This is a genomic window from Virgibacillus sp. MG-45 (assembly GCF_036409425.1).
GTDB lineage: Bacteria > Bacillota > Bacilli > Bacillales > Amphibacillaceae > LDC-1.
The window spans coordinates 204,663-225,172 of sequence record NZ_JAXOFU010000004.1; the positions used below are offsets into that span (position 1 = coordinate 204,663).

At 37.6% G+C, this 20,510-nt stretch carries 20 protein-coding genes; 11 read left to right on the forward strand and 9 right to left on the reverse strand.

The window, feature by feature from the left end; genetic code table 11:
• The first annotated feature begins 41 nt into the window (after positions 1 to 41).
• The 5 genes from SPK86_RS06455 to SPK86_RS06475 all read left to right on the forward strand — a co-directional run bounded on the left by SPK86_RS06455 (position 42) and on the right by SPK86_RS06475 (position 6,026).
• On the forward strand, positions 42 to 1,529 hold the full coding sequence (locus tag SPK86_RS06455) for a BCCT family transporter (protein ID WP_330948921.1): 1,488 nt from the start codon (positions 42 to 44) through the stop codon (positions 1,527 to 1,529).
• A gap of 205 nt (positions 1,530 to 1,734) precedes the next feature.
• Complete coding sequence (locus SPK86_RS06460; RefSeq protein WP_330948922.1) at positions 1,735 to 2,982, forward strand: DUF58 domain-containing protein; 1,248 nt, start codon at positions 1,735 to 1,737, stop codon at positions 2,980 to 2,982.
• Positions 2,933 to 4,126 carry a hypothetical protein gene (locus SPK86_RS06465; protein WP_330948923.1) on the forward strand — a complete coding sequence of 398 codons (1,194 nt, stop codon included), beginning with the start codon at positions 2,933 to 2,935 and terminating at the stop codon, positions 4,124 to 4,126. Before SPK86_RS06460 ends, SPK86_RS06465 begins: the two co-directional genes overlap by 50 nt.
• A gap of 60 nt (positions 4,127 to 4,186) precedes the next feature.
• Positions 4,187 to 5,125, forward strand: a complete 939-nt coding sequence (locus tag SPK86_RS06470) for an AAA family ATPase (RefSeq protein ID WP_330948924.1) — start codon at positions 4,187 to 4,189, stop codon at positions 5,123 to 5,125.
• A 94-nt stretch (positions 5,126 to 5,219) separates the two neighbouring features.
• Positions 5,220 to 6,026 carry a VLRF1 family aeRF1-type release factor gene (locus SPK86_RS06475; RefSeq protein ID WP_284141160.1) on the forward strand — a complete coding sequence of 269 codons (807 nt, stop codon included), beginning with the start codon at positions 5,220 to 5,222 and terminating at the stop codon, positions 6,024 to 6,026.
• Positions 6,027 to 6,464: 438 nt separating this feature from the next.
• Here the strand turns inward: SPK86_RS06475 and SPK86_RS06480 are convergent, their stop codons facing one another.
• Positions 6,465 to 7,373: a LysR family transcriptional regulator gene (locus SPK86_RS06480; RefSeq protein WP_330948925.1), complete on the reverse strand. Its 909-nt coding sequence runs from the start codon at positions 7,371 to 7,373 to the stop codon at positions 6,465 to 6,467.
• A gap of 137 nt (positions 7,374 to 7,510) precedes the next feature.
• On the opposite strand from SPK86_RS06480, the gene SPK86_RS06485 reads away from it, so the two are divergent.
• Positions 7,511 to 8,599, forward strand: a complete 1,089-nt coding sequence (locus SPK86_RS06485) for an NAD(P)-dependent alcohol dehydrogenase (protein ID WP_284141704.1) — start codon at positions 7,511 to 7,513, stop codon at positions 8,597 to 8,599.
• Positions 8,600 to 9,005: 406 nt separating this feature from the next.
• Here SPK86_RS06485 and SPK86_RS06490 read toward each other — a convergent pair whose 3' ends face one another.
• From SPK86_RS06490 to SPK86_RS06515, 6 genes are read right to left on the reverse strand one after another with little or no spacing between them, the layout of a single operon-like run.
• Positions 9,006 to 9,344 carry a fluoride efflux transporter FluC gene (locus SPK86_RS06490; protein ID WP_330948926.1) on the reverse strand — a complete coding sequence of 113 codons (339 nt, stop codon included), beginning with the start codon at positions 9,342 to 9,344 and terminating at the stop codon, positions 9,006 to 9,008.
• Positions 9,341 to 9,733, reverse strand: a complete 393-nt coding sequence (locus SPK86_RS06495) for a fluoride efflux transporter FluC (RefSeq protein WP_284141706.1) — start codon at positions 9,731 to 9,733, stop codon at positions 9,341 to 9,343. Before SPK86_RS06495 ends, SPK86_RS06490 begins: the two co-directional genes overlap by 4 nt.
• The gene (locus SPK86_RS06500) at positions 9,718 to 10,131 is read right to left on the reverse strand and encodes a Fur family transcriptional regulator (RefSeq protein WP_284141707.1); all 414 of its coding nucleotides are present in this window, start codon (positions 10,129 to 10,131) and stop codon (positions 9,718 to 9,720) included. The genes SPK86_RS06495 and SPK86_RS06500 overlap by 16 nt, the downstream gene beginning before the upstream one ends.
• Before the next feature lie 4 nt (positions 10,132 to 10,135).
• Positions 10,136 to 10,981 carry a metal ABC transporter permease gene (locus SPK86_RS06505; RefSeq protein WP_330948927.1) on the reverse strand — a complete coding sequence of 282 codons (846 nt, stop codon included), beginning with the start codon at positions 10,979 to 10,981 and terminating at the stop codon, positions 10,136 to 10,138.
• 14 nt (positions 10,982 to 10,995) lie between these two features.
• Positions 10,996 to 11,754, reverse strand: coding sequence for a metal ABC transporter ATP-binding protein (locus SPK86_RS06510; RefSeq protein ID WP_284141709.1), 759 nt, complete (start codon positions 11,752 to 11,754; stop codon positions 10,996 to 10,998).
• Positions 11,755 to 11,768: 14 nt separating this feature from the next.
• Entirely contained in the window at positions 11,769 to 12,710 is a 942-nt protein-coding gene (locus tag SPK86_RS06515; RefSeq protein WP_330948928.1) for a metal ABC transporter solute-binding protein, Zn/Mn family, read from the reverse strand.
• A gap of 212 nt (positions 12,711 to 12,922) precedes the next feature.
• On the opposite strand from SPK86_RS06515, the gene SPK86_RS06520 reads away from it, so the two are divergent.
• From SPK86_RS06520 to copZ, 3 genes are read left to right on the forward strand one after another with little or no spacing between them, the layout of a single operon-like run.
• Positions 12,923 to 13,222 carry a metal-sensing transcriptional repressor gene (locus tag SPK86_RS06520; protein WP_284141711.1) on the forward strand — a complete coding sequence of 100 codons (300 nt, stop codon included), beginning with the start codon at positions 12,923 to 12,925 and terminating at the stop codon, positions 13,220 to 13,222.
• Between the two features lie 15 nt (positions 13,223 to 13,237).
• Positions 13,238 to 15,625 carry a heavy metal translocating P-type ATPase gene (locus tag SPK86_RS06525; protein WP_330948929.1) on the forward strand — a complete coding sequence of 796 codons (2,388 nt, stop codon included), beginning with the start codon at positions 13,238 to 13,240 and terminating at the stop codon, positions 15,623 to 15,625.
• A 19-nt stretch (positions 15,626 to 15,644) separates the two neighbouring features.
• Complete coding sequence (gene copZ, locus SPK86_RS06530) at positions 15,645 to 15,851, forward strand: copper chaperone CopZ (protein ID WP_284141730.1); 207 nt, start codon at positions 15,645 to 15,647, stop codon at positions 15,849 to 15,851.
• A 201-nt stretch (positions 15,852 to 16,052) separates the two neighbouring features.
• Here copZ and SPK86_RS06535 read toward each other — a convergent pair whose 3' ends face one another.
• Both SPK86_RS06535 and SPK86_RS06540 read right to left on the reverse strand, forming a co-directional pair.
• On the reverse strand, positions 16,053 to 16,379 hold the full coding sequence (locus SPK86_RS06535; RefSeq protein ID WP_284141731.1) for a spore coat protein: 327 nt from the start codon (positions 16,377 to 16,379) through the stop codon (positions 16,053 to 16,055).
• Positions 16,380 to 16,416: 37 nt separating this feature from the next.
• Complete coding sequence (locus tag SPK86_RS06540) at positions 16,417 to 16,647, reverse strand: hypothetical protein (protein ID WP_330948930.1); 231 nt, start codon at positions 16,645 to 16,647, stop codon at positions 16,417 to 16,419.
• A 249-nt stretch (positions 16,648 to 16,896) separates the two neighbouring features.
• On the opposite strand from SPK86_RS06540, the gene SPK86_RS06545 reads away from it, so the two are divergent.
• Together SPK86_RS06545 and SPK86_RS06550 are read left to right on the forward strand one after the other, a co-directional pair.
• Positions 16,897 to 19,296 carry a 3-hydroxyacyl-CoA dehydrogenase/enoyl-CoA hydratase family protein gene (locus SPK86_RS06545; protein WP_330948931.1) on the forward strand — a complete coding sequence of 800 codons (2,400 nt, stop codon included), beginning with the start codon at positions 16,897 to 16,899 and terminating at the stop codon, positions 19,294 to 19,296.
• A 17-nt stretch (positions 19,297 to 19,313) separates the two neighbouring features.
• Complete coding sequence (locus SPK86_RS06550; protein WP_330948932.1) at positions 19,314 to 20,489, forward strand: acetyl-CoA C-acetyltransferase; 1,176 nt, start codon at positions 19,314 to 19,316, stop codon at positions 20,487 to 20,489.
• Positions 20,490 to 20,510 lie beyond the last annotated feature (21 nt).

The window sequence follows — 20,510 nt, forward strand, 5'->3', positions numbered from 1 at the left end:
CTTTAACTCTTTAAATACGCGTTGATTAGAAAGGAATGGCTATGAAGAATCGTGCATATAAAAATCCCGTCTTTATTGTTTCTGCGATAGTAGTATCTATTTTAGTTATTTTAGGTGCAATATTTCCTGTGGGCTTTGGAGCTGTAGCAGAAAAATTGTATAATTTTACATCAAATAGTTTTGGTTGGTTTTATTTATTAGCTGTATTCATTTTTGTTATCTTTTTAATTGGAATTTCGATTAGTAAGTATGGAAAGGTTCGTTTAGGTCCTGTCGATTCAAGACCCGACTATCCATTTTTCACATGGATTGGCATGCTTTTTTCTGCTGGTTTTGGAGTTGGCTTAGTTTTTTGGGGAGTAGCAGAACCAATGAGTCACTATTTTATTACCCCCTTTTCTGATTTAAAAGCACAGACAGAAGAAGCTGCTAGAGTTGCTATGGGTTATGCTTACTTTCATTGGGGAATTAGTCAATGGTCTGTATTTGGAGTCGTTGGTCTTATTATGGCTTTTCTTCAATTTAAAAAAGAAAAGAGTGCACTCGTTTCTAACTCCATTAAACCAATCATCGGAAAAAATAAAGCAGTGAGTAATACGATTGATTCCTTAGCTGTGATCGCTACGGTAATGGGAATTGCTACCTCTCTTGGACTTGGTATTTTACAGATGAATGGTGGGTTAAAAAGTGTTTTTAATATACCGAATTCTGTTTGGGTTCAATTAGCAATTGCTGTCGTCATGCTCATAACCTATTTACTATCTTCCAGTACTGGACTAAATCGAGGAATTAAATGGTTAAGTAATATTAATTTAGGTCTTTGTCTCGTTTTATTAGCGTTCGTATTTTTTGCCGGACCAACTGTATTTATTTTAAATACGCTCGTATTAGGAATTGGTGATTATTTATCTCATTTTATTGAATATAGTCTGCGTTTAACTCCATATGAAGGAGGAACATGGGTACGAGATTGGACTATTTTCTACTGGGCATGGGTAATTGCTTGGTCTCCATTTGTAGGTGCTTTTGTAGCAAGGGTTTCGCGTGGAAGAACGATTCGCGAGTTTATATTTGGAGTATTAGTAGTCCCGCCTGCTATTGCTTGTTTATGGATTGCTGCCTTTGGAGGAACAGCGATTTATAGCGACTTGTTTAAAGGTACAAAAATCGCTGAAGCAGTTAATAGTGATGTTACTGTCGCACTATTTAAGCTTTATGAAACTTTACCATTTTCAAATGTGCTATCTATGCTCTCAATCTTATTAGTGTTCACATTTTTAGTAACGAGTGCTGACTCGGCTACCTATATTCTAGGGAGTATGACTTCAAATGGTAGCTTGAATCCATCATTACCTATTAAAATTATTTGGGGAGTGTTGATGACTGCTATTGCGGTTGTTCTCCTTTTAGCGGGCGGACTGGATGCATTGCAGACAGCTTCGTTAATCGCAGCTCTACCATTTACAATTATTTTGCTTTTGATTGTTGCCTCGTTTATAAAGACGATAAAAACAACGAATAAAAACTAAATGAACATCCATAAAGAAGCGTCTATTTCTGTCCATGAGATAGGCGCTTTTTTATTTGGTTGAACGATCAAGCTTGCATTTAAAAGTGGTAGTTTTTTCAAAATTCAACATGTATAATAGAAAGAACTATTCCATTTTTCTAAATATAAAGTAGATATACTTATACATGCTTTCAGCGTATGCATTATCAGAAGGGGGAGAAGGCTTGGATTGGGAAAGTGTATTTGATGTTGATTATAGTAAAAACAAGGATTTTTTACTAAGCATTAGCCTGTTGATGCTTGTGCTTGGCGTTATTTTTCAGCAATATTGGTTGCTTGCATTAACGGTATTGCTAATTTCGTATATCATCCTAAATAAATGGTACGACAATGTTGTAGCAAAGAAATTAAAATTACAAAACAAGAGGCAAACGATTCGGTTGTTTCCGGATGAGGAAGAAGCAATGTTTATCGTCTTTCGAAATCAATCATTTTTTCCTTATATAAATGGGCGGCTTCGCTTTCAAATGCCGGCAAAGATTGATTCGCCCTATAAGGATAAAACAAGCGGACAATTAGCAGACTTTGAATTGCCTTTTTCTATAAAAGGAAATAGTAATCCAGTTGTGCAGCTTCCATTTATAGCGAATCAACGAGGAGTAGCTAAGCTAACGAATATTTCATTTGTATTTCCACATTTATTTAATTTTGGAAAAGTAAATCTTCAGTATAAGCCATATTTAAATACAGAAATTATTATCTATCCGCGGCTCCTTCCTGTTGCTGGAGCTCCATTAATTGATCAGGTAATCTATGGTTCACATCGAACGCGAATATCTCCTTTTGAAGATGTGCAAACAATTATTGGCACAAGAGCTTACCAACAATCCGATCCATTTCATCGAATAAATTGGAACGCATCGATGAAAACGACACAGCTACAGTCAAATGTATTTGAACCTGTTATTGACCATTCGATTACATTTATTGTTAACTTACATACTTCGCATCACCAGCAGCGTGAAGGTCTCCTCCATATGGAGAGGCTGCTTTCCTATACTGCATTTCTGTGTCATTATGCATTGGAAAAAGGATTTTCTTATGAGCTGTTTATTAATGCTAGAAAGCCTGGTTCTGTTCCGTTCGTTCATACATTAGCAGGAGATGGAAAAAAGCATTATATGCATTGTTTAGAAATGATTGCACGGATTCATAGCCTGCCAATGACTGTTCCTTTTGGTGAAATGCTTTATCATGTGGGACAAGGTAGAGAAAGAAGAAATACGTTAATTATTATCGGTGAGTTAACGGAAAAGAGTCATCGTGTAATAAGGGGCTGGCATCATTTTGGATCCGTTTTACAATTAAAGCTTTTTGATGATGGTGCATCTATTCAACCTTTGGAAAGGGGGAAGACAGCTGTTGCAACTGAAACAACCAATGATAACGAGAGCGTATCACTTTATAAGTGAAATGATCATTATTTTTCTATGCTTCCTACCAATCCTCCATTATGGATATCAATGGATACCATTCTGGTCTTATTTATTCTGTTTAGTTGGCATAATGATCATCTATTCCTTGTATTCCACGTACTTTGATACGTATGCCATATACATAGTGACGACGCCAGTAATCATGCTTTGTTTCTATTTTCTTTCGTATCCATTACTATGGAGTATTGTTTTTCCTATCTTATTTACATGGCGTTTTATAAAGCTTCGAAATGAAGCCTATCTCGAAAATGAGATGCTTTACATAAAGATTATTTTTTGTGAGGCAATTATCTTATTAATGTGGCTACAGTACATGGAAATAGCCATCTTTACTGGACTTACACTTATCCTGTTAGTTAGTGGGTATTGGGGTGGTCATATAAAAGCAGACAGAAGTACAAAGGAACAGCTGTTATCAACAAGGATTGGTTGGTTAATATTACTTATTCTTTCTGTGGTAGGGGGTCTGTTTTTATTTTTATACGGCTTTGGGGTTCCTATCATAGACAAGGCATTGGAAGGCTTCATAATGGTAATCGCTTGGATAGCAAGTATTCCTTTTCGTATTTTAGACGCGTTTGGTATTGAATTAAAACCACTCAAAGAACCAGAAATCCCAATTGAAAGTTCCAATGCTGATCAAATAACAGAAGAAATGATAATGAACGAAAATGCCTCAGACAAAGGTAATTGGCTAGATTTTTTTTATGCAACGTTGCTCGGCTTGATCATTGTATTCCTGCTCTTTAGTGTAGTAAAGGCTGTTCGCAAAAGGTTCAGAAGTGAGCGATTGGCAGCAGAAGGAGGCGTTATCGTAACGTATGAGGCGGAAGCTACTTCTACCAGTGCAAAGAAACGAAATGGGCGCTTGAAAAAGTTATGGGAACAATATCGCATCCATCCGGTAAGAAAAATGATTGTCGATTTTGAACGAAAAGCAATAAACCACCGTCGTGGACGAAAAGCGTATGAAACGCTTGAAGAATGGTTTAATCGGATTGGTGTCTCCATCGATACGGATACTTATCAAAAGGTTCGTTATGGAGAAAAAGATGTAAGCAAAGCGGAAATGGCTGTATTGAAAAAACAGCTTATTGACGGAGAAGCGTTATTGAAATAACTGATTTCAATAAGGTATGGACTAAAATAGAAAGTTCCTAAGCTAGAGGAGGAAGAGAATATGGAAGCAATCAAAAAAGCACGAGCTATGTTAAATGATGTCATTTTTGGGAAAGAAGAAGTAATTGATTTACTTTATATTGCACTGTTAGCACAGGGGCATGTTTTATTAGAGAGTGTTCCTGGTACTGGAAAAACAAAGCTGGCAAAAAGCTTTGCAAAGGTGATGGATGGGAAATTTGGACGTGTACAATTTACACCAGATGTTTTGCCAAGTGATGTAACTGGGATTCGATTTTTTAATCCGAAAACACAGGAATTTGAATTGCGCGTTGGTCCCATTGCATCTAATGTTCTATTAGCAGACGAAATAAATCGGGCGACGCCAAAAACGCAATCCAGTCTATTAGAAATAATGGAGGAAAATCAAGCCACAATAGATGGAGAGACGATTTCAATACAACGACCGTTTATCGTTATCGCAACCCAAAATCCGGTAGAAAGTAATTATGGTACGTTCCCTTTGCCTGAAGCACAGTTAGACCGATTTTTATTCCAAATTGATTTAGGATATCCAACACTTCAAGATGATAAGCAAATCCTTTCTACATATCGAACGACTGACCCATATGAAACGATTAAAGCTACCTTGTCGTTAGATGATATACGTCATCAACAGGCGCAAATCAAGCATGTGCACGTGTCAGATGCTGTCACTGATTATTTGCTAGCTCTCGTCCACCAATCAAGACAGCATCCTGAGGTAGAACTCGGTGTAAGTCCAAGAGGCATGCTAGCATTAATGCGTGCTGCGCAAGCACGAGCAGCAATCGATAATCGAGATTATATCACGCCCTCAGATGTAAAAATATTAGTTCCTTATGTTTTTCCACACCGTATCATTTTAACAATGGAGGGATCCATTAAGAAAACCCGCATGCAAATTGTTAATGAAATAATCGAAGCAGTTCCTGTTCCGGTAGAGCAGGTGAGTAAGTAGAAATATAATATATAACTAGAACTCCTTCATGTTTATGTCTTTTAAATATCGGATAAACAAAAAAAGACGATAACATTGAAAGGAGCGCAAATACATGGAATGGAATAGTATGCTCGAACGGTTGGAGAAGATTCAACGAAACAGCCCAAGTAAAATATTTACGATGTATTTAAATACGGATCCATCAGATCCCGAACAACAGGGTGGAGAATGGAAGATTCACTTTAAGAATGGTATGCGAAACTTTGAACAGTACTTAGAGAAAGATAACAATAAAGAAGAATTGCAACATTTTCAGCTTGTAAAACAAAAGGTAGAAAAATATATTCGTGAGTATGAGCAGCATTTGATGCGCGGCATCATCTTGTTTGCAACAGCGGATGAGGAAATTTGGTTTGCTGAACGTGTGCAAATAAGACTTGAAACCTCCTTTTCTTGGCAGGAAACACCGGAATTAGGACAATTAAAAGAAATGATGTCACAATATCCAAAAGCAGGAATCGTGTTGGTGCAGCAGGATGAAATTAAAATTATAGATACGTTTTTGAATGAAATAATGGAAAAGATATGGTATCAGTTAGATATTGACACAGATGATTGGCGGGTTAAACAAGGACCAAGAAAAGCCGCTCCGACTTCGGGAGCAGGGTCGAGTAATTTGCAGAAAGAGCAATTTGCTGCAAGATTTAAAGCGAATAAGCAACGCTGGTATAAGCAAATCGCACCGAAGATTGATAAACTGGCAAAGAACCATCACTGGGAGGAAATATATATTCTAGGTGAAGCAGATGAAGCAAATGAAATGAAAGCGCAAATGAATAAAAACGTAACAGCTTTAATTCAAAAAAACATGCTCGATCACGAGGAAACAAAGGTGCTGAAGGAAGTTTACGGTTCTTGAAGCAGAGATTTTTTTATTAGGCGTTGATCCAAAAAGGATTAGCGCTTTTTTGAATGGGAAACGAACTACCACTGTACAATCGATAGTTCGTTCGCTTGATTTAAAATACGAAAAGAGAAAAACAATTTTTACAACTATTGAGAGTTCTAAAAACGTGGATCAGAACTTTAAAGATTTTAAAATTAGCAAACGCTATTCTAGATCAAATCACATCACATCCTAAACATTATTGGGATTTCCTATTGAATAAAGAATCACTTTAAACCGGAAGATGAGTTAAATGAGCATTAGTCTACATAAATAAGCTGACATTTTTAATGGTTATTCAAAAGGATGAGCATTTTTTATTAACATAAGTAATATTGGGACCTTATTTAAGGAAGATGTTACAGTGACAGCAATTTTATTTAACACAACTTGTTGATGAGTACACCGATTTTAAGATGTGATTGTTCGCTGGTTTTTATTGTTAATATCAGTAAATGATTGAATCATATGGTGCCGAAATTGTTTAGCTACATATGAATACTTTCTTCTTTTGATCCAAGCAAAGCCGACCATTTGAAAACAATCGTTATTTTTCAACCGAATAATTTTTGTATTGGTCAATTGATTTCCTAAGAATGAATATTGTGGATAAAATGAAATACCTTGCCCTTCATTTACAAGCTGTAAAACAATTGACATTTCAGTTCCCTCAAATACAATGTTTGGTTTAAATCCAACGTTTAAGCAACATTGTTCATATATACTCATCGATTCTACCCCTGATTTATAACCTATAAATCGTTCATTTTTTGCTTCTAATAAATCTATTTCGTCAAATTGTGCTAGCCGATGATTTTTAGGAACAATTAAATCTAAACGTTCTTTTAAGATGGGTAGCCATTCAATATCTGGACCAGTGATTGGAGTGTTAGAAACACTTAACTCAATTTCTCCACTTATTAGTCGTTCCTTGGCTACAGCATCAGGTAGTATGGATTGATAGATTCGGACATTAGGTCTACGTTCATAGAAACTTTTAAAAACAGACGGTAAAATAGTAGAACTCATTACACTAATAGATACTCGATCTTCTTCTATTCCTGCCATTTCTTGTAATGATTCATGTGCCTCCTCTAAAATTCTTAAAGCACGCTCAGCTTCTTTTGCAAAAAAAATTCCGTAACTATTTAAAAAGATTTTTTTTCCTTTTCTATCGAATAAAGAAACTCCTAATTCATCTTCTAGTCTAGCAATAGTTTTACTTAAGGATGATTGAGAAATATTTAATACTAGTGCTGCTTGAGACATATGCTGAGTCTTTGCAACAGTGAGAAAGTAATGTAGTTGTAGTAATTGCATAATTATCCCCCTTATGAATCATAATGAATATATATATTCATTTAAATATATTGTATCGAGATTATTTAAAGTTTACGATATTTATGCTGTGTAACCTTTCCCTTACTATTGAAAATGATTAAAAGGAGTGTTTTTACATGAAAATTAAGGCAGCAGTTACCCATGGACAAGGACTAGACTTTGTTATTGAAGAAGTAGAATTAGCAGCACCAAAAGCAAATGAAGTGTTAGTTAAAATTATTGCTACAGGAGTTTGTCATACAGACGCTGTTGCTCGAGATGCGGCAATTGCCCCACTGCCTGCAGTGCTTGGGCATGAAGGATCAGGGGTTGTAGAAGAAGTTGGTAAAGGGGTCAAACATTTAGAAAAAGGAGATCACGTTGTAATCTCTTTTGCGCATTGTGGTCATTGCGAAAACTGTTTAACAGGTCATCCAACAGTTTGTGAAACTTTCAATGATTTGAATTTTGGCGGTGTTAATGACGATTACACACATCGGCTATCAAAAGATGGTCAATCACTTTCAACCTTTTTTGGACAATCTTCATTTGGTACATTTGCGGTTGCCCATGAACGTAATGTTATTAAGGTTGATAAAGATGTGGATTTAGCATTATTAGGTCCCTTAGGCTGTGGCATTCAAACAGGTGCAGGGACTGTTTTAAATAAAATTAAGCCAGAATTTGGTTCGACAATTGCCATTTATGGTGCAGGTGCAGTTGGTTTAAGTGCGATTATGGCTGCAAAAATTGTGGGATGCAAAACAATTATTGCTATTGATGTACATGAATCACGATTAAGTCTGGCAAAAGAATTAGGAGCCACACATATTTTAAATGGAACAAAAGCTGATGTAGTAAATGAAATTAAAGCTATAACGAATGGTGGAAGTAAATATGCAGTTGATACTACAGGTGTTCCAGCTGTTGTTCGCCAATGCTTACAAGCATTACGTCCGTTGGGGATTGCCGCAATCGTTGGAGTTACACCAGAAATGAGTATTGATGTTCATAACGATTTAATGGCCGAAGGGAAAACAATGGTAGGTGTAATTGAAGGGGATGCAGTACCAAATGTCTTTATACCATTATTAATTGACTATTATAAAGTTGGTCAATTTCCTTTTGATAAATTAGTAAAGTTCTATGATTTTGACCAAATAAATGAAGCCTTTGAAGCTTCAAAATCAGGTGAAGCAATAAAACCGATTTTACGAATTCATTAATGCCGCTGTTAGAAAAGGTTCATATTAATAACACAAAAATAAAATTTTGTATTTTTGATATGGCTCCCTTGTAATAGACAGTTAAAATAATAAGATGAAACTAGAATCAGTGGGGGAAGCTCTTTCATCCCCACTGATTGTAATTGAACTGATTTGGACATTTACTGGCAGCTACAGGATGACTAAAACTGTTTATTATAAGGAAGAGCTTTAAAAATTCTGCACTATCAAAATGGTAGAATTAGAAAAGAGCTATTAATACAACTTTGTAGGAACACATCATAGTTTAGAGGAAAAGAATAACACAAAGTATAAGGAAAAGATTGGTGCCAGATATTTTTATACTGTCTCTGTTTGACAGGAGGCAGTTATTCTATTATATGAAGTTTATCTACTCAACTAACGTTTAATGAACAGTTATATAAACAACAAGTAAAGAAGACGCTAACGATAACATGACATAACCGCTTGCAGCGAAATATTTTTTCGCAAGCAAAAACTGCAATGTCTCATTTCCAAAGGTAGAAAAGGTTGTATATGAACCGCAAAAACCAATGCCTAGTAATGGCCATGTCCATTCGGGAATTTGTGCACTTACATGGAGCTTGAATAGAATAGCTAATAATAAAGAGCCACTAATATTTGCAATCCATGTTCCAAGCCATTTTTTCGTTGTTTTGAGTGAGATGTAATAGCGAAAAATACTGCCAAAAAATCCACCAATCATTACGAGTATGAAGCTCATTTACTTCCCCACCTTTGAGCGAGTGAAAAACCGGCAAAACATAAGAGTAGTCCACCAATAATACTGATAAATACATAGCTTACAGCAAGCAGCATATTTTCTTTGGCTAACAGGACCGTTTCAACCGCAAAGGTAGAAAAGGTTGTAAATGCCCCTAATATTCCGACCGTAATGACAGTGCTCCAGATTGAAGACACCGAGCGCTTAAATGGAGGGAAATAGAGTAAATAGCTTAATAAAAAACATCCTACTAAATTAGCAAGGAGCGTTGGAAAAGGAAATCCATCAATTGGCTGAAATATGGTCGATATACCATAGCGGCCAGCAGCACCAATCATTCCTCCAGCCCCAACAGCTAGTAATAAAGTCGGTTTTATGTGTTGCGACAATTTGGACAGACTCCATATATTTCAAATTTATGATCCTCGATGATGTAATTAGGAAGCGCTCCCTCTAATTCATCCATTGGACAAAGATTAATTTCTTTCGTTTTCCCACAATCACTACAAATAAAATGATGGTGATGATGATGAGAGCACGCGATTCGAAAATGCTTTTCTCCCTTTAATTCCGTTGCCTCTAAAATACCCATATCACAAAAAAGATGTAGATTACGATAAATCGTATCAAAGCTAATGCCTTCGTATGATTTTTCCATAAATTGAATGAGGTCCTTTGCTGTTCGATATCCATCAGCGTGTGAGAAATAGTCTAATATTTCTTTTCGTTTCCCAGTCGTTTTATATCCTTTTTCCTTTAATAAAGTCATTGCATCATGTATATTCATTTCTTTACCCCGCCCTTTTTAAAGTAAAAGAAACTCGTTTAAGAAAGATAGAAGCAAGTAAAATTATGATCGAAACGACGACAATCGTTCCCCCTGGAGGAATACTAAAGTAGTACCCAGAAATTAATCCTATTATAACAGCTGCCTCACCGAAAATGATGGATAATACGAGCATTTGTTTAAATCCTTTTGCTAGACGCATGCTTGCAGCAACAGGAAGCGTCATTAATGCAGATACAAGAAGCACACCAACAATACGGATGGAAGCAGCTATGACAAGTGCGGTTAACACAATAAACAATAAATGAATGTGCTTTGCATGTATTCCAGAAACGGTTGCATGCTCTTCATCAAATGAAAGTGTAACAAGCTCTTTATAAAACAGCCAAATAATAAGAATGATAACGATCGAAATACCTAAAATAGATAAGAAGTCTTTTTGACTCACCGCAGAAACAGAACCGAATAGATAATTGAATAAATCCGTATTAAATCCATTTGCTAACGATATAAAAATGACACTTAAGCCAACGCCACCAGACAGAATAATGGGGATAGCAATCTCCTGATATGCCTTGTAAACAGCGCGAAGCTTTTCGATAAAAACAGAGCCAATAACAGAGAACGCCATTCCACTATACAATGGCGTAATAAATGTGATGGCAAATTTCTTTTCTAAAAACAACCCGAACGCAATTCCCGCCAAGGTAACATGGGATAGTGCATCGGCAATTAATGATAGCCTGCGAACAACAATAAATGTACCAAGCAGTGGTGCAATAATTCCGATTAATAATCCGGTGAAGAATGTATTTCTTAAAAAATCATATTGAATAAAATCAGTTAGCATAATTGTTCCCCCAATTACTCATGGTCGTGTGTGACAATGCTTACTTGATGACCATAGATTCTAGACAGGTCTGTTTCCTTTAAAGCAGCATATTCATTCGGATTTCCATGAAAATGCAATGTCTTATTTAAGCAGGCAATATCTGTCGCATATTCAGTCATAGTGCCAGTGTCATGTGTGACGAGCAATAATGTAATCCCGTGTGCTTTATTTAACTCGTGAAGTAGCTCATAAAAACGCTGTACATTTTCATAATCAACGCCTACCGTTGGTTCATCGAGGATCAACAGCTCAGGCTCGCTAACAAGTGAACGTGCGATAAAGACACGCTGCTGCTGACCACCAGATAAATTCCCGATATTTTCATAGGCATAATCCTGCATTCCAACTTGTTCAATCGCGTGAAGTACTTGCTGCTTATGCGACCGCTTGAAAAATTTTAAATAACCAATTTTTGCAGTTAATCCCATAGCAACAACTTCAAAGACAGTTGCTGGAAAACCTTTATTGAAGGAATTCGCTTTTTGCGAAACAAAACCAATGCGATTCCAATCCTTGAAGTTAGAGATGGGCATTCCGAATAAGAAAATCTCGCCATGATCTGGTTTGATCAGGCCAAGAATTAATTTCGTTAATGTTGTCTTCCCGCCACCATTTGGTCCAATTAAACCTAAAAAAGATCCTTTGTTAATTTGAAAATTGACCTTGCTTAAAATTTCCTTGTCATCATAAGAAAAGGAAACGTCTTTTAAGGTGATTAATGGTGCTCCCATATTAAAAATCCTCTCTATTGTAATGCTTCATCCAATGTTTTTAAGTTTTTTTCCATTAAAGAAAAATAATCCGCATTTTGTTCAGTATCTAACTCTGTTAATACGGCGAGGTTATGAATTGTTAATGCTTTTGCACCAATTTGTGTTTGAATAATTTCGGATACGCGGTTCGACGTATTTTGCTCAAAGATTATATAATCAAGCTGATATTTTTCTGCTTGTTCGACGATACGGACTAAATCTTTTTGTGAAGGCTCCTCGCTAGAGGATATACCACTAATTGCGATTTGTTCAATACCATACCGTTCTTCCCAATATCCAAAGGCTTTGTGAGCGACGAGTAATTTCTTTTGCTGTTTATTTGTTAATACCTTGGAATATTGCTCATCTAATACTTCTAAATCCTTGTTTAATGCCTGCAAATTAGTTGCATACATTTCTTCTTCCTGTGGATTTAAAGTAATTAAGGCATCTGCAACAATGGCAGACATTTCTTTCATGCGAATCGGATCAAGCCATATGTGTGGATCATGGTCTCCGTGATCGTGTCCGTGATCTTCTTCCGTATGTTCTTCCTCTTTATCCATCGTCGTATGGAACAATTCTTCATGCGCGCCAAGCTCGATAGACGTTACATTTTCCTGTGCCAGTGCATCTGCTGCAGTTTCTGCAAAGCCTTCCAACCCTGCGCCAAGATAGATAAATGCATCTCCTTTTGCGATAGCTGCAATATCTTTTGAAGTAGGCTCATATGTATGGGCATCTACCCCTGGTGGGTATACCGATTGCACGTTGACTGTTTCTTCGCCTAACCGCTCGACAATATATTGGATAGGATAAATGGATGTATAAATGGTTAGCTCATCGTCTTGATTCGCTGACTTATCATTAGCTGAGCAACCAGTAATAACGAGTAAAATGAATAAAATACTGAATAGACCATAGCTGAATTTCATATTTTGAGAGTTCCTTTCTTTTTCATAGGTTTAACTTATTTAATGAATGTAATGCAATAAAACTCGTTTTCTATAATAGCGTAATGATTCCGATTTGTAAATAGGAATGATTCCGATTATGAAGAATCATATTATTTTTGAAGCAAAACTATTGACTAAAATACAATAGGGGGGTATAGTATAAAAAAGAATACGAAAGGGATGCTGTTTAAATGGAGCATATCGAAAAAAAACCGGTTACCCCCCGTACAGATAAAGAAAAGCAAGCGATTGTAAATCGATTAAAGCGTGTAGAAGGGCAAGTTCGTGGGGTCCAGAAAATGATTGAAGAAGATCGTTATTGTGTAGATATTTTAGTACAAATAAGTGCCATTAACGCTGCCTTAAACAAGGTAGGCTATTCGTTGCTTGAACGCCATACAAAGCACTGTGTTTCTAGCGCGATTAAATCAGGAGAAGGAGAAGCAGCGATTGATGAGCTGATGGAAGTTGTAAAGCAATTCTCAAAGTAGAAGGAGGGATTCGTTTTGTCAAAAGAAAAACATGTAACAATTGGTGTAACCGGGATGACCTGTGCTGCCTGCTCATCGCGTATTGAAAAGGTGCTCAATAAAATGGATGGAGTAGATGCCAAGGTTAATTTAACGACCGAAAAAGCGACTATTGACTATGATCCAGCGGGAACAGATATACAGTCAATAACGGAAAAAATTGAAAAGCTCGGTTATGGTGTTGAAACAGATAAGATTGAATTTGATGTATATGGAATGACTTGTGCAGCCTGCTCTGCTCGAATTGAAAAAGTCTTAAACAAACAACAGGGTGTTAAGCTGGCTACGGTAAACTTAGCGGGAGAAACCGCCTCGATTGATTATAATCCAAGTTTGATTGACGAAGATGCATTGATAGGAAAAATTCAAAAGCTTGGTTATGATGCGAAAAGAAAAGCAGCTAGCAGCGATAGGAAATCACGCAAAGAACAGGAATTAAAGCAAATGAAAAGAAAGCTGATCATTTCTGCATTGCTTTCCATTCCTTTACTCGTAACGATGCTGGATCATCTTTTTGGACTTGCACTACCAGCTTTATTTATGAATCCATGGTTTCAATTTGCGTTAGCTGCCCCCGTGCAATTTATTATTGGTTGGCAATTTTATCGAGGAGCTTATCTTAATCTTCGAAATAAAAGTGCCAACATGGACGTATTAGTTGCTTTAGGTACAAGTGCAGCTTTCTTTTATAGCTTGTATGAAGCAATAAAGACATTAGGAAACCCGACGTATATGCCGCATTTGTATTTTGAAACAAGTGCCATTTTAATTACCTTGATTTTATTTGGAAAATATTTAGAAGCAAATGCAAAAGGAAGAACGACGCAAGCAATATCAAAACTTCTTAATTTACAAGCTAAAAAAGCGCGTGTCATTCGTAATGATGAAGAAATGCTTCTACCGGTAGAAGAGGTTGTTGTCGGAGAGCGTATCATCGTGAAGCCAGGGGAAAAGATTCCTGTTGATGGTATCGTTCTTAAAGGACAAACAGCAGTCGATGAATCGATGATTACTGGGGAGTCTATCCCAGTTGATAAGGAAACAGGGGCTGTTGTTATTGGTGCGACGATCAACAAAAATGGCCTGATTGAAATGGAAGCAACAAAGGTTGGAAAGGATACAGCGCTTGCTTCCATTGTAAAAGCGGTAGAGGATGCTCAAGGCTCCAAGGCACCGATTCAACGTTTAGCAGACATTATCTCAGGATATTTTGTACCTATCGTTGTTGGGATTGCTATTTTAACGTTTATTATTTGGATAACAGTTGCTGCACCAGGAGATTTTGAGCATGCATTAACAGCTGCTATTGCTGTTCTAGTTATTGCCTGTCCATGTGCACTCGGCCTTGCAACACCTACTTCAATCATGGTAGGTACTGGAAAGGCAGCCGAGAGTGGCATCTTATTCAAGGGTGGAGAGCATCTTGAAAGAACACATCAGCTTGATGCGATTATTTTTGATAAAACAGGGACTATTACAAAAGGAAAACCAGAAGTAACCGATTATATTGGGGATGCTTCTACATTACAGCTCATTGTAAGCGCGGAGAAAGCTTCGGAGCATCCGTTATCAGAGGCAATCGTTAATTATGGGAAGCAACAAGAAGTTTCTTTAATGGAAGCTGATATGTTTCGTGCAATTCCTGGACATGGGATTCATGCAACAGTAAATGAAAAAGATGTACTTGTTGGCACAAGAAAGCTTATGCAAGATCAAGGTATCCTTGTTGATGCTGGTGAAACGGAGCTCCAGCAGTTAGAATTGGATGGGAAAACAGTAATGCTCATTGCTGTTGATAAAAAATATTGTGGTATGATTGCTGTTGCGGATACAATAAAGGAATCTGCTAAAACTGCGATTAATGATTTGAAACAACAAGGCTTGGACGTTATCATGTTAACAGGGGACAATGAACGAACTGCAAATGCAATTGCAAAGCAGGTTGGCATTGATTATGTTATTGCGCAAGTATTACCAGAAGAAAAAGCTGCAAAAGTAAAGGAAGTACAGCAAGCTGGGAAAAAGGTTGCGATGGTAGGAGACGGTATTAATGATGCGCCAGCATTGGCAACTGCTGATATTGGAATTGCCATCGGTACTGGAACAGAGGTTGCCATAGAAGCAGCTGATGTAACAATCCTTGGCGGGGAATTATTATTAATTCCGAAAGCAATCAAGCTAAGTCATGCGACGATTCGTAATATCCGCCAAAACTTATTTTGGGCATTTGCCTACAATACTGCGGGAATACCGATTGCAGCGGTAGGATTACTCGCTCCTTGGATTGCCGGGGCAGCAATGGCTTTTAGTTCTGTAAGTGTTGTGTCTAACTCGCTTCGTTTAAAGCGAGTAAAAATAAAGTAAATAAAAAGGAGAATGAATGATGCAAACAACATTAATTGTAAAAGGAATGACTTGTGGACATTGTGAAAAGGCGGTGCACAACGCACTTGAACAATTAGAAGGTGTAACTGGAGTGGAAGTGCATTTAGATACAGGTAAAGTGGATGTCGTTTATGATGACGCACATATTACGATCGAAAAAATGAAAGAAGCGATTGAAGATCAAGGCTATGATGTAATTGTTTAATGTATTCTATGTTCGCGGTGGTAACATTATCTATAGCTGATGAGGCAAGGCCAACGCGTGTAAGTGGAAAAAGAAATCCACTTTTGAAGATTCATTTTACAAAAGCGTAAGATGAGATAAAAAGTCGGTTCCTGCACAATTGTACAATGTCAGGTACCGACTTTTGTTGTTGAGGTAGATGCTGTAGCGACGTATCTTTATTTATTGATATGGAAATTGCGTCGTATACCCTGAAAATTGCTGATGTGTTTGCATCACCTTTTGTTGATCTGCTTTTTCTAAACTATACCAGCCCTGCTGAAACATTTGATTAAAAAGGTTTCGCTGACAATCTTGGGTTTCGGTCAATATTTGCTGCAAAAGTTGATAGTAGGCTTGATTACTTGCTTCGTACAAAGCGATATTATAGGAGCTTGTCATATATTTTTCTGTGGCAAGCATATCATTAATCATGTCACGTTCATTCATTTGTGAGGTTTTCGCAATTGGCGTTTCTGGATTTTGGATTTTTTGTTGTTGTGGATCCATTTGTTGCATAGGCTTCCTCCTACTTGTTTAGGTTATGTTAATTGATTTGCTGCTGATTTAAATGCACTAAGAGTCTTTCATAATGCTGTTGGTGCAATTTGCCTGCTTGTTCAATAGCTTCCTTCACTTCTGGGTTTTGACATTGCGTGGCATAAAAATTTGCTTTTTTAAAAGCGCCTAAATTCCATGAAAGCATATCACTGATGTACGAGAGATCTTTTGTACTAATTATTTGTGGTGGTTGCTGTGTCGATCCGTATGGTTGCATTTTCTAACACCTCCATTTTTTTATAGTGTGTGATGCTGCGTTGTATTTATGCATCTGTTCTTTCACGCTTGCATACCTCATGATGTTCCAATTTGAAAATAGATTAAAAGCATCTTTTTTTATGAATTGTTATTGCGAAATATCAGAAAATAATTTATTATAGAATATAAGTGGATAGGAGAAGCTATCTTTTATTTTTAGCTTAAAAATGAATGAGTATTCATTCAAAATGAGATAGGGGGAGAAATCATGAAGCAATCAATCAAGCGTGCCGCTGTATTAGGCTCTGGTGTAATGGGGTCTGGAATTGCAGCTCATTTAGCAAATATTGGCATACCAACTTTGATGCTTGATATTGTACCTCGTGCGTTAACGGAGAAGGAACAAGCAAAGGGGTTAACATTCGAAGATAAAGTGGTACGCAATCGAATTGCTGAACAAAGCAAGCAAGCATTAGTAAAGCAAAAACCGTCACCAATAACATCTAAAAAAACCTTAGATTTAATTGAAGTAGGCAATATGGAAGATGATTTCGAGAAGCTAGCGGAAGTAGATTGGATTATTGAAGTTGTTGTGGAAAACCTGGAAGTAAAGAAAAAGGTATTCGCAAATGTAGATAAGTATCGTAGTGAAGGAACCATTGTCAGCTCTAACACGTCTGGGATTTCGGTAGAGGCGATGGCAGCAGATTGTTCAGAGGATTTTCGTAAGCACTTTTTAGGTACACACTTTTTTAATCCACCACGGTATTTAAAATTATTAGAGGTAATTCCAACAAAAGACACAGCACCAGAAGTGCTCGAATTTATGAAGCGTTTTGGCGAAGATCAGCTAGGAAAAGGTGTCGTTGAAGCAAAGGATACCCCGAACTTTATTGCGAATCGAATCGGGACTTATGGGTTACTTGTTACAGTTCGTGAAATGATGAAAGGAAACTATCGCGTTGGGGAAGTAGATTCTGTAACTGGACCTTTAATAGGAAGACCGAAAAGTGCAACATTTCGAACGTTAGATGTAGTCGGCTTAGATACATTTATCCATGTTGCTAATAATGTACATGAGCAAGTAGACGGAGAAGAAAAAACGGTTTTTGAGATTCCGGCATTTATGAAGGAGATGCAAGACAAAGGCTGGCTTGGAGCAAAAACTGGAAAAGGCTTTTTCTTAAAACAAAAAGGAGCAGAAGGTAGTGTGATCCTTGAGCTTAATCCAGAAACAATGGAATATGAAGCGAGAGGAAAGCTCCATACAGCTGCGACAGAAATGGCAAAGCAGCAAAAAGGAACCCGTCGAAAAATGAAAGCGCTTATAAATGCAGAAGGAGATCGTGCAGGTGACCTTGTTTGGTCCATTTTAAAGCCCGTATTACTTTATTCTGCTGAGCTTGTTGGAACGATTGCAGATGATATTGTAGCAATCGATCAAGCAATGAAATGGGGCTTTGGCTGGGAAATGGGTCCATTTGAATCATGGGATGCAATTGGTGTGCGTGAGTCAGTAGAGCGGATGCAAAAAGAAGGAGCTGTTATCCCAGAATGGATAGAGAAGTTTCTCGCCCAAGGCAATGAAGCATTTTATAAAGCAGAAAATGGCAATGTCCATTATTTCCATAACGGCAGCTATATTGAGCAAGAAAAAAATAAAAAAGAAATTCATTTAAAACAAATAAAAGACACACATGGGGTCATTAAAAAGAATACGGGAGCAAGTTTAATTGATGTTGGAGATGGTGTTGCATTGCTTGAATTCCATTCGCAAAGTAATGCGATCGGAATGGACATTATACAAATGGTTAACTTTGCCCTTGAAGAAGTAGAACGAAATTATGAAGGGCTCGTCATTGGTAACCAAGGGAAGAACTTCTGTGTTGGCGCTAACTTAGCAATGATGCTTATGGAAGCGCAGGATGATAACTTTTTTGAATTAGACATGGTAGTAAAGCAATTCCAGAACATGGCGACAAATATTAAGTATGCCAATAAGCCAGTTGTTGCAGCACCATTTAATATGACGCTAGGTGGTGGTGCAGAAGTTTCGTTACCTGCCGCACGAATTCAAGCATCTGCCGAAACCTATATTGGGCTCGTTGAATTTGGAGTTGGATTAATCCCAGGTGGTGGCGGAACAAAAGAGCTTTACTTAAAAATGCTCCGGAACATGCCAAAGGATGTAGATTTTGATCTTTCAAAAGTAGCGAACAATGTCTTTGAAAAGGTAGCAATGGCTAAGGTGTCTACATCTGCTGCGGAAGCGCGTGAAAATGGCTTTCTAAGTCAGGAGGACGGAATTAGTGTAAACCCTGACCACTTACTTTTTGATGCAAAGCAAAAAGTATTGGCATTAGCCAATAGTGGTTACAAGGCGCCAATGCGTGAAAAAATCCCTGTTGTTGGAGATGCTGGTTATGCAGCCATGCTGCTTGGTGCGAAAACGTTACAATTTGGTGGGTTTGCTTCTGATCATGATGTCAAAATAGCCGAGAAACTTGCTTATGTATTATCAGGAGGCCGTATTAAAGCAGGTACTTTAATTGACGAACAAGTAATGCTTGACTTAGAACGAGAAGCATTTCTTAGTTTAATAGGAGAACCAAAAACACAGCAACGTATGCAACACATGCTATTAAAAGGAAAACCATTACGTAATTAAGTAAAGGGGGAAGAAAGGTGAAGGATGCAGTAATCGTTACAGGTGCAAGAACCCCTGTTGGGAAGGCGAATAAAGGGGCATTAGCCAATACGAGACCAGATGATCTAGCAGCATTAACGATAAAAGAAACATTAAAGCGTGCAGGTGATTATAACGGAAATATTGATGACGTCATTATTGGCTGTGCGATGCCAGAAGCTGAGCAAGGAATGAATATGGCACGGAATATTGCAGGGCTTGCAGGGTTAAGCCATGACATTCCTGGAATAACGATTAATCGTTATTGTTCTTCCGGATTACAAAGTATAGCTTATGCTGCTGAACGCATTATGATTGGCCATAGCGATACAATTATTGCTGGCGGGGCAGAATCTATGAGTCTTATCCCAATGGGTGGGCATGTCATAAAGCCGAACCCGACGCTTGTTGAGGATGCACCAGGATATTACATGGGGATGGGCTATACAGCAGAAGAAGTAGCGAATCGGTTTCAAATTTCAAGGGAGGCACAGGATGCCTTTGCAGTTGAAAGTCATAAACGAGCAGCATTAGCGATCCAAGAAGGGAAATTTAACGAAGAGATTGTTCCGGTTGAGGTAACAGAACAGGTTGTTGGAAAAAATAATAAAATCGAAACGAGAAAAAAGCTATTCGAAATGGACGAAGGTGTACGTCCAGATACGACGATAGAAGTGCTAGGTAAGCTACGACCTGCTTTTCATTTGCAAGGTTCTGTTACAGCAGGGAACTCCTCACAAATGAGTGATGGGGCAGCATCTGTTTTAGTAATGGACTATGAAAAAGCGAAAGCAGAAGGATATCAGCCATTTGTTAAGTTTCGTTCCTTTGCTGTTGCTGGTGTTGAACCTGAAATTATGGGAGTCGGTCCTGTAAAGGCGATACCGAAGGCAGTGAAGCTTGCTGGATTGCAAATAGAGGACATCGGTTTATTTGAATTAAATGAAGCATTTGCATCGCAGTCAGTTCGAGTGATCCAAGCATTAGATCTAAAACCAGAAATAGTGAATGTAAATGGGGGCGCGATTGCACTTGGGCATCCGCTTGGAATGACAGGAACAAAGCTTACATTATCATTAATGCACGAGATGAAGCGTCGAAATGTTCAATTTGGAGTTGTCACAATGTGTATTGGTGGCGGAATGGGTGCAGCAGGGGTGTTTGAGCTACTTTAATTGCATGCTATTTCAACTTAT

Coding starts and splice junctions, on each gene's coding strand:
- SPK86_RS06515 (WP_330948928.1), bottom strand. CDS start 12,710: ATGAAATTCAGCTATGGTCTATTCAGTATTTTATTCATTTTACTCGTT.
- SPK86_RS06455 (WP_330948921.1), top strand. CDS start 42: ATGAAGAATCGTGCATATAAAAATCCCGTCTTTATTGTTTCTGCGATA.
- SPK86_RS06490 (WP_330948926.1), bottom strand. CDS start 9,344: ATGAGCTTCATACTCGTAATGATTGGTGGATTTTTTGGCAGTATTTTT.
- SPK86_RS06475 (WP_284141160.1), top strand. CDS start 5,220: ATGGAATGGAATAGTATGCTCGAACGGTTGGAGAAGATTCAACGAAAC.
- SPK86_RS06520 (WP_284141711.1), top strand. CDS start 12,923: ATGGAGCATATCGAAAAAAAACCGGTTACCCCCCGTACAGATAAAGAA.
- SPK86_RS06480 (WP_330948925.1), bottom strand. CDS start 7,373: ATGCAATTACTACAACTACATTACTTTCTCACTGTTGCAAAGACTCAG.
- SPK86_RS06505 (WP_330948927.1), bottom strand. CDS start 10,981: ATGCTAACTGATTTTATTCAATATGATTTTTTAAGAAATACATTCTTC.
- SPK86_RS06485 (WP_284141704.1), top strand. CDS start 7,511: ATGAAAATTAAGGCAGCAGTTACCCATGGACAAGGACTAGACTTTGTT.
- SPK86_RS06500 (WP_284141707.1), bottom strand. CDS start 10,131: ATGAATATACATGATGCAATGACTTTATTAAAGGAAAAAGGATATAAA.
- copZ (WP_284141730.1), top strand. CDS start 15,645: ATGCAAACAACATTAATTGTAAAAGGAATGACTTGTGGACATTGTGAA.
- SPK86_RS06510 (WP_284141709.1), bottom strand. CDS start 11,754: ATGGGAGCACCATTAATCACCTTAAAAGACGTTTCCTTTTCTTATGAT.
- SPK86_RS06545 (WP_330948931.1), top strand. CDS start 16,897: ATGAAGCAATCAATCAAGCGTGCCGCTGTATTAGGCTCTGGTGTAATG.
- SPK86_RS06540 (WP_330948930.1), bottom strand. CDS start 16,647: ATGCAACCATACGGATCGACACAGCAACCACCACAAATAATTAGTACA.
- SPK86_RS06535 (WP_284141731.1), bottom strand. CDS start 16,379: ATGGATCCACAACAACAAAAAATCCAAAATCCAGAAACGCCAATTGCG.
- SPK86_RS06470 (WP_330948924.1), top strand. CDS start 4,187: ATGGAAGCAATCAAAAAAGCACGAGCTATGTTAAATGATGTCATTTTT.